Consider the following 7,525-nt stretch of genomic DNA (forward strand, 5'->3'; position numbering starts at 1 on the left):
AAGACGCTGAAAGGCTATATTAAAAATATTCGTGAAGAAGACGGTAAGATTGACCTTTCTCTTCAGAAAGTGGGCGTAGCTAAGATGGATGACCTAAGCATCAAGATCTTAGACTTGCTTGAAAAGAAAGGCGGATTTTTGCCTCTGAATGATAAGTCTTCACCTGAAGCGATCTTCTCTGCTTTCAGAACCAGTAAAGGTACATTCAAAAAGACCATCGGTGGTCTGTACAAAGCTGGCAAGATCTCTATCGATAAAGAAGGCATCAGCCTAGCTAAATAAGCCAAGCCCTCGGTCAAAAAAAAGCCCAAACTTTCCTGTTTGGGCTTAGGGGAAAGGGCTCCGAAGAGCCTACGCTAATCGTTTCAATTCTTTATTTACTAGATGAAGTTTAGTTTAATTTTCTAAATATGCGGTTTTGACTGTAAAAATAGCGACTTAAATTGATTGTTTTGTAATTAAGTGTGCATCGAAGACCTTTTTACATAGATCGCATGACTTAAGTTCAATAGAAAAAGCCCAAGCAACGAGAGTTGTTTGGGCTTTTGTTTGTTCGTCTATTCAAGGATAGGGCGTAATTTCTGTCTAGAACAGGTTTTTATCACGCACTAACTCTCGCGGCAGACCGTTTTTAACTCGATTGCCAACCCACTTACCAAGGCCAATGATTGCACCATTGTATTTGACCAGCACTTCACCTTTGCCTGATAAGCCTTCTGGACGAACATCTCTACCCATGAACCACTCACGAGCATCTTCGATAGTGAGCTCAACGATGTTAGCTTCGTTGCCTGTGGCTAATGTCGTTGCCACTTGGTGTTGCCAGCGGTAGCCTTTTTTATGGGTTTCTGCGATCTTGATGCCCATGCGAGAGAAACGGAATTCACCGATCATTGGCTCCAGTGCTTCAGGAAATAACCAGACGTCTTTGTCACGAGTCCAGACTCGAGTATCTGATGGTAGCTCGATATCCAATGCACTTAAAAGCTGTTCAGCAACTTCTTGTTGTGCTTTCTTCGAAGCCTTTTCGAATGGGAACTTACCTAAACGCTTTTTCACTTCTGGTGGTGTCACAGACGCTAATTTTCGGATACGTGCAACGAAGAAGCCTTCAGAATCATAAACCTGAGGGAATATGTGTAGGAAGCCTTCTTCTGTTGTGGTTGTTTTCGCGTTATCGAATAGGGACTCTAGAGATTCAAACTCCACCGCATCACCAAAGGTCTCTTTTAAGTGATGACATACCTGTTGGTTTTCTTCTGTGCTTAACGTACAAGTTGAGTAGACCAATACACCATTTGGTTTTAGAGCGTGGAATGCACTTTCAATCAGGTCTTTTTGCGTGTCTGCAATCTCGACAACCGATTGATACGTCCAGTTCTTCATTGCGTCGGCATCTTTACGAATTGTGCCTTCGCCAGAGCAGGGTGCATCTAGCAATACAGCGTCGAATTGTTCAGGTAACCAGCCACCAAACACGCGACCATCAAAATTACTGAGTGCTGCATTTCTTACGCCGCAGCGTTCAATGTTAGCGTGAAGCACTTTAACTCGGCTTGCTGCGTATTCATTGGCAACCAACACACCACGGTTGTTCATCAGCGCAGCAATTTGAGTGGTTTTAGAACCTGGAGCCGCAGCGGTATCTAGAACTGCTTGATAGTTATCTTCACCTTGGAAAAGCGCTGACGGTGGCATCATTGAGCTAGCTTCTTGGATGTAGAACAAGCCAGACATATGCTCGGCAGTATTACCCAGTGGCGCTTCAGTTTCATCTGCAGTGATCCAAAAACCCGTTTCACACCAAGGTACTGGTTCCAGTTCCCAACCTTTATCTTTTGCGCGCACCAGAAAGTCTTCAACACTGATCTTAAGAGTGTTCACTCGAATACTTTTACGAAGTGGCTTTTGACAAGAAGCGACAAATGAAGCCATATCTAAATGGCTAGGCATGATGCTTTCAATATGAGTAAGGAATTCTTCTGGGATATATACGTTAGCGTGCAAAAGGGTATCTCGATTTTTAGCGTGAATGCGGGCAGTTTAAAGCAAAATGAGACTGTCCTAAACCAAATTTGCTTTAAACAATAAAAATGCAGCCCTGAGGCTGCATTTAGATGTGAATTGTCGGTTATTCGCTCAGAGAACTGGAGCTATGAGTCAAGTCTATGGGCGAGGGATGGCTGTTCTCCACGATTTCCACTCGTCTTCCGCTTTAGGGTACAAGTAGAATGACTGGTCTTCTTCTGCCAAAGGCTGCAGTTCATCGGTTGGCGGTGTTGAGAAAGTAATACCACCTCTGATTAAGCTATCGACAGTACCTGCCTTGATGTTTGCACCAGACAAGCCGATAGACACATCCACACCTGATACATTCCAGAACACACTGTTGGCACGAATTAAGTAAGCGAACTCTGGTTTGATTTGAATGGTAGAGATAATACGATCTGCAAACTCACCAAGTTGAACGTCAATCACTGTACCAATTTCTAGTTCGCGGAACAGAATTGGCGTACCTTCTGATACCGAACCACGGCTCTCGCTTTGTAGTGTGAAAATCTTGCCTTCAGGCTGAACTGGACCATTACTTAGCTTGAATGCTGTGGTTTTGTTTCCTTTACCCGGTTCAACTTTAATGTGCTTAGAAATCAGAGAAGAGACATTCTTAATCCCATTCAAACCAATCTCTGGCTCAGCTAGCCAAAAATGACTGCCAGCAACGGCTATCTTATCGACATACTCAGGAAGGATACGAGCCGTAATCTCAATGCCACCTTTAGTGAAATTCGGAACGACTAAAGTCACTTCACCGACATTGACGCCTTGATATTTAATTGGTGTACCTTTGCTAATCTCTTGATCGCCCGAAGAAGTAATCGTGATGGCACGACCAAATTTACGAGCAGATTTAGAATCAGTATAGAGTTTCCAAACATCACCCAGTTTGTTGTCGATACCTGGCAGTGAATCAAACGCGATACCGCCTTGAATCAGAGTTTTAACCGGAGCCGCTTTGATGCTGATACCAGACAAAGACGCGTCAACCTCAACACCTGAACGGTTCCAGAAAACCGTGTGTTTGTTGATTAGGTGCGTGTAGCGGTTTTCAATGGTGACTTGGATTCTTACGCCGCCGTCAGCAAGCTGAAAATCACTCACACTACCGACTTGTAGGTTGCGGTAGAGTAGTGGACTACCTTTAGAAATTGACGGTAATTCGCTGGCAAACAGTGACAGTGTCTTCGAACCCGATTGGTTGAACTTGGCGATTTCTGCCAGTGATTTGCTTTGGAACAATTGGTAACTTGGTCTTGCTTGAGCCTTACCTTCACTTACAAAGCTAATTGAGCCAGTCAATAGTTGTTTTGCAGGTGGAACGGTAACGCTTAACCCAGACTCAGTTAATTCTGCACTCGCGCTACCTGTTACGAAAAAGCGGTTGTTGCTTTTTATGAGATGCGCGTATTCATTATCGATCAACGCATCCATGAACACTTCATGCTTGTCGCTTCCTGTGCCAACGCCATCAACTAAACCGACTTTGATGATAGAGCCGACTGCAATCCCTTTGTAAAGTAGCTGCGTACCAACATCTAAACCGAAAGAGTTATTAGAGGTTAAGCGAATCGCTACTGATTTTTCCTGTTCTTGGCTGTATTCCGTTTTGCGAATCGCGGTAAAGCGGCGCGCTTTTTCACCCTCACCAGGGACTAGCGTTAAGAAGTTGCCTGTTACTAAGTTCGCGATATTCTTCATACCCGTCAGTGATAGTTCGGCTTCCTCAAGAATGAACTTACTACCACTGTTTAGGAAGTCGCTGAAAGCAGGCTGGATAGCTGCTGAAGCAACAACGTTTTCTCGGCCTTCGCTGAGTGATAAGTCGGTAATTTGACCGATTTCGATGCCGCGATACATGATTGGAGCGCCAGTTGCACTGATCTTATTGTCATCAGGAACAGCAATCTTAATAGAAATACCACGACCAGCAGTTTTTAGATCTGGGTAGAGTTTGAATTTGGTGTTCATCTCAACTGGCTGACCATCTCCAGGTGAGTCTACGGCGATAGAACCACCTAATAGAGCGCTTAGGCTCTCTAAACGAACATCAACGCCTGAAAACCCAATGCTTGCTCCTAAGCCACTAACATTCCAGAAACGGCTTTGGTCGGTAATGATATGGCTGTATTCATCTTTAATAGCCGCTTGAATCGTGACTGACTTTCCGCTTTCGTTAAGTTGGTAGTTGTATACCTCACCGATTGGGATCTTACGATAAACAATCTGAGAGCCAACAGAGACGCCACCCAAATCTTTTGTTGTCAGTGATATGTTCAAGCCATCGGCAGCTAACAAGTCAGAAGGTGCAGACTCCAAAGCTTGGAAAACAGTTTCTGGCTCTTGTTTCCTCTCACTTGGGTGAATCGCAATGTAGTTACCAGATACAAGTGCATCTAGCCCAGAAATTCCAGACAAGCTTGCTGTCGGCTTCACTAACCAAAATCGAGTGCCTTTAGACAGCAGCTTTTTCGCTTCCGGATAAATATCAGCATCAACATAGATATTAGATAAGTCTTTCGAGAGGGTAATATCGCGAACCATACCCACTTCTAAGCCTTGGTAGCGAATTGTGGTGCGTCCTGCGACTAAGCCTGCCGCATCTGAGAAGTAGATCTGCACACGTTGGCCTGCATCATGGACTGACTTCATTACGAGCCAGCCCGCAAGCGCGATGGTGAGGATCGGGAGAATCCACAAAGGGGAAATGCCTTTGTTTTTTCTGACTTCCGGTGAATATGATGTTTGTGATTGGTTATTGTCGTTCATTCACTGACTCATCTTTAGAGGTATAGTTATCCCAAATTAGCCTAGGATCTAAGCTTTCCGCTGCCAGCATTGTGAGAACCACAACAACGCCGAAAGCGACTGCACCATAACCTGGTGTGAAGTTTAAAATTTGTCCACGGTCGACCAGTGTCATCATGATCGAAATAACGAACAGATCCATAACAGACCATTTTCCCACCCACTTCACGATAAAATAGATGGTCATTCGTTGTCTGTGGTAGAGAGCTCGTTTCATTTGAATACAAATCAGTATGTAAGCAAGCCCAAGAATTTTAGCCACGGGAACGACAATACTCGCAATAAAAATGATGGCAGCGATGCCGTACATGTCGCTATTAATCAAAGAGGCGACACCGGAAATGATCGTATCTTCGAGTCGTTGGCCGTTTGTAATAAGAATAGATATAGGAATCACGTTCGCTGGCACAATCGCAACGGCGGCAGCAAAAAGCAGTGCCCATGTCTTTTGTATTGAGTAAGGCTTGCGGTGATACAAAGCATGATGACAACGAACACAAGCGTGACCTTCGGGCTGAGAAAGATGGCAGTTATGGCAGTGCACGTTCTTGCTTTCGGTAAAGCTGTATTCCGACTCTTTTGCCCATGCTTCCCAGTAACGTCGAACACTAATTCGGCTCACCAGTAAAACGCTAAACAGCTGCAACAAGATAAGGCCAATTAAGCCGGGGCCAACAAAGATGTCTGAATAGTCTTGTAGCTTGAAGCACGAGATAGCAACGCTGACTAAGAATACATCCAGCATCATCCAGTGTTTTAAGGTTTGAATGATTGCCAGCGCGTAGCGGAACGGCGTAAAAAGTGCGAAACGAAGTGAAAAATGGCTAATGAGCACAGAGCCACATACCAATAAAGGGGCAATGGAACTGCAGAACAGGATAAGCAAACCGAGGAGCGGGAAGCCTTCACCCATCAAGGTAAATACGCCGGAAGGTAGCGTAGCAGGGATCATCACCCCGATAAGACGAATGCTAATAAAATCGAAAAAGTGAGAAGGGATAAACAGCAACAAGCAGGTTATCGCGATTGCGAGGTTTCCAGAAAGGCTAGGGGTACCACCTCGGTAAAGTTGGGTACCGCACCTTGGGCAGTAGGCGGATTTTCCTAGTGGGATGTCCACCTTGTCGATAGGAAGTTCACAACCCTGACACAAACGAACAGAGCTGCTGTCACTTTTATGCTTGGTCGTTGATATACTTTGGGTTACAGATGGGGAAGTCATGCGACCTCCCGCATTGAATTGTGTGTCAGTTTAGAAGTGTGGTGTATGTGGTTAGGACAATAACTATCAGGCGTGCGATTGCACACTGCCATAGAGTGTTTGATAAAGTCCTTGTTGTTCAACCAGTTCACCATGTGTTCCCGTCTGTGTGACTTGTCCATCTTCTAAAACATAGATTAGATCGGCTTGTTTCACCGCTGATAAGCGATGAGCCACGATTAAAGTTGTGCGGTCTTTCAAAAACTCACTCAACGCTTTATGCAGTGCAGACTCTGTTGCCGTATCTAATGCTGATGTTGCTTCATCAAGAATAACAAACTTAGGGTTGCTCAGCACCATACGAGCAATGGCTAGACGTTGTCGTTGACCACCTGAAAGGCGAACACCGTTCCTACCAATTTGAGTATCTAAGCCGTTACTCAACTGCTTGATCACGTCTTGCATTTGAGAGACTTCAAGCGCACGCCACAACGACATTTCATCATAGTCAGCGCCAAGGGTCAGATTATGCCTTAATGTATCGTTGAAGAGTATAGGTTGTTGTAAAACAACAGCAATTTGATTGCGTATAATATCAAAACTGATTTCATCGGTAGTTTCACCGTTATAGCGAATACATCCTGAGTCAGCTTGATAAACCCCAATCAGCAATTGGATTAGCGTGGACTTACCGCCACCACTCGCCCCAACCAATGCCACTTTTTTACCAGCAGGTATGTGCAGCGAGAGGTTATTTAAAACAGTGTTTTCTAATGTGTAAGAGAATGTAACGTTATCAATGTCGACCGTCACTTCTTGATCATCATTGAACGGGTTCACTTTGCTGACAGGGCGTTTCTCTTCTTCTAGTTGTAGAAGATCATTTATACGTTGCAGCGCTGCTTTAGCGCTATACCAAGAGAATTGAATACCGAGCAGCTCTTGTACCGGGCCTAACATAAACCACAAGTAGCCGAATACAGCAAAGATTTGACCAATGGTTAAGTCACTGAATAGCACCATTAGCATGGCTACCGCGCGAAACAGTTCAAAACCTAGTAAGAAGAGCAGAAAAGAAACTCGACCAGCAGCTTCTGATTGCCATGCGTATTTGTCAGCATCGATTCTTACTTGGTTCGCTTGAACCTTGAGTTCATCAAGGAAAATACGTTCTTTGTTAGCTGCACGCAGTTGATAGATGCCGTCTAGTGTTTCAACTAATCGGTTCTGAAAACGTTCAAACGATTGGTTCTCGTGTTTCTTTAGGTGCTTAACTTTACTGCCTAGTTTACGTGAGAAGTAAATGACAACAGGATTGACCAGTAGAATAAACAGGCCTAAACGCCACTCTAACCACAAAAGAACGATCGCTGTGCCGAACACCGTTAAAAAGCTGATTAGGAATTTAGACAGTGTTGAACCAATAAACTTATCGATGGTCTCTATGTCTGTGATTAAGTG

The 7,525-nt window shown here is 44.4% G+C and carries 4 protein-coding genes and 1 pseudogene; 1 reads left to right on the forward strand and 4 read right to left on the reverse strand.

Translation table 11 applies throughout. The annotated features are described in order from the left end of the window. Nucleotides 1-282: pseudogene (locus tag BCT81_RS22735) on the forward strand (GntR family transcriptional regulator); the annotation flags it as partial. 303 nt (nucleotides 283-585) lie between these two features. On the opposite strand, the gene rsmF reads toward BCT81_RS22735, so the two are convergent. The 4 genes from rsmF to BCT81_RS22760 form a co-directional block, all read right to left on the reverse strand. After that, on the reverse strand, nucleotides 586-2,007 hold the full coding sequence (gene rsmF, locus BCT81_RS22740; RefSeq protein ID WP_102425942.1) for a 16S rRNA (cytosine(1407)-C(5))-methyltransferase RsmF: 1,422 nt from the start codon (nucleotides 2,005-2,007) through the stop codon (nucleotides 586-588). A 159-nt stretch (nucleotides 2,008-2,166) separates the two neighbouring features. Continuing rightward, nucleotides 2,167-4,824 carry an MlaD family protein gene (locus BCT81_RS22750; RefSeq protein WP_102425943.1) on the reverse strand — a complete coding sequence of 886 codons (2,658 nt, stop codon included), beginning with the start codon at nucleotides 4,822-4,824 and terminating at the stop codon, nucleotides 2,167-2,169. Next, nucleotides 4,811-6,085 (reverse strand): paraquat-inducible protein A, encoded by a 1,275-nt coding sequence (locus tag BCT81_RS22755; protein WP_102425944.1) that lies wholly within the window; start codon nucleotides 6,083-6,085, stop codon nucleotides 4,811-4,813. Before BCT81_RS22755 ends, BCT81_RS22750 begins: the two co-directional genes overlap by 14 nt. Before the next feature lie 66 nt (nucleotides 6,086-6,151). After that, nucleotides 6,152-7,525, reverse strand: a 1,374-nt coding sequence (locus BCT81_RS22760; RefSeq protein WP_102425945.1) for an ABC transporter ATP-binding protein, incomplete at its 5' end; no start/stop codon positions are given.

The organism is Vibrio sp. 10N.261.52.A1, assembly GCF_002876325.1.
GTDB lineage: Bacteria > Pseudomonadota > Gammaproteobacteria > Enterobacterales > Vibrionaceae > Vibrio > Vibrio chagasii.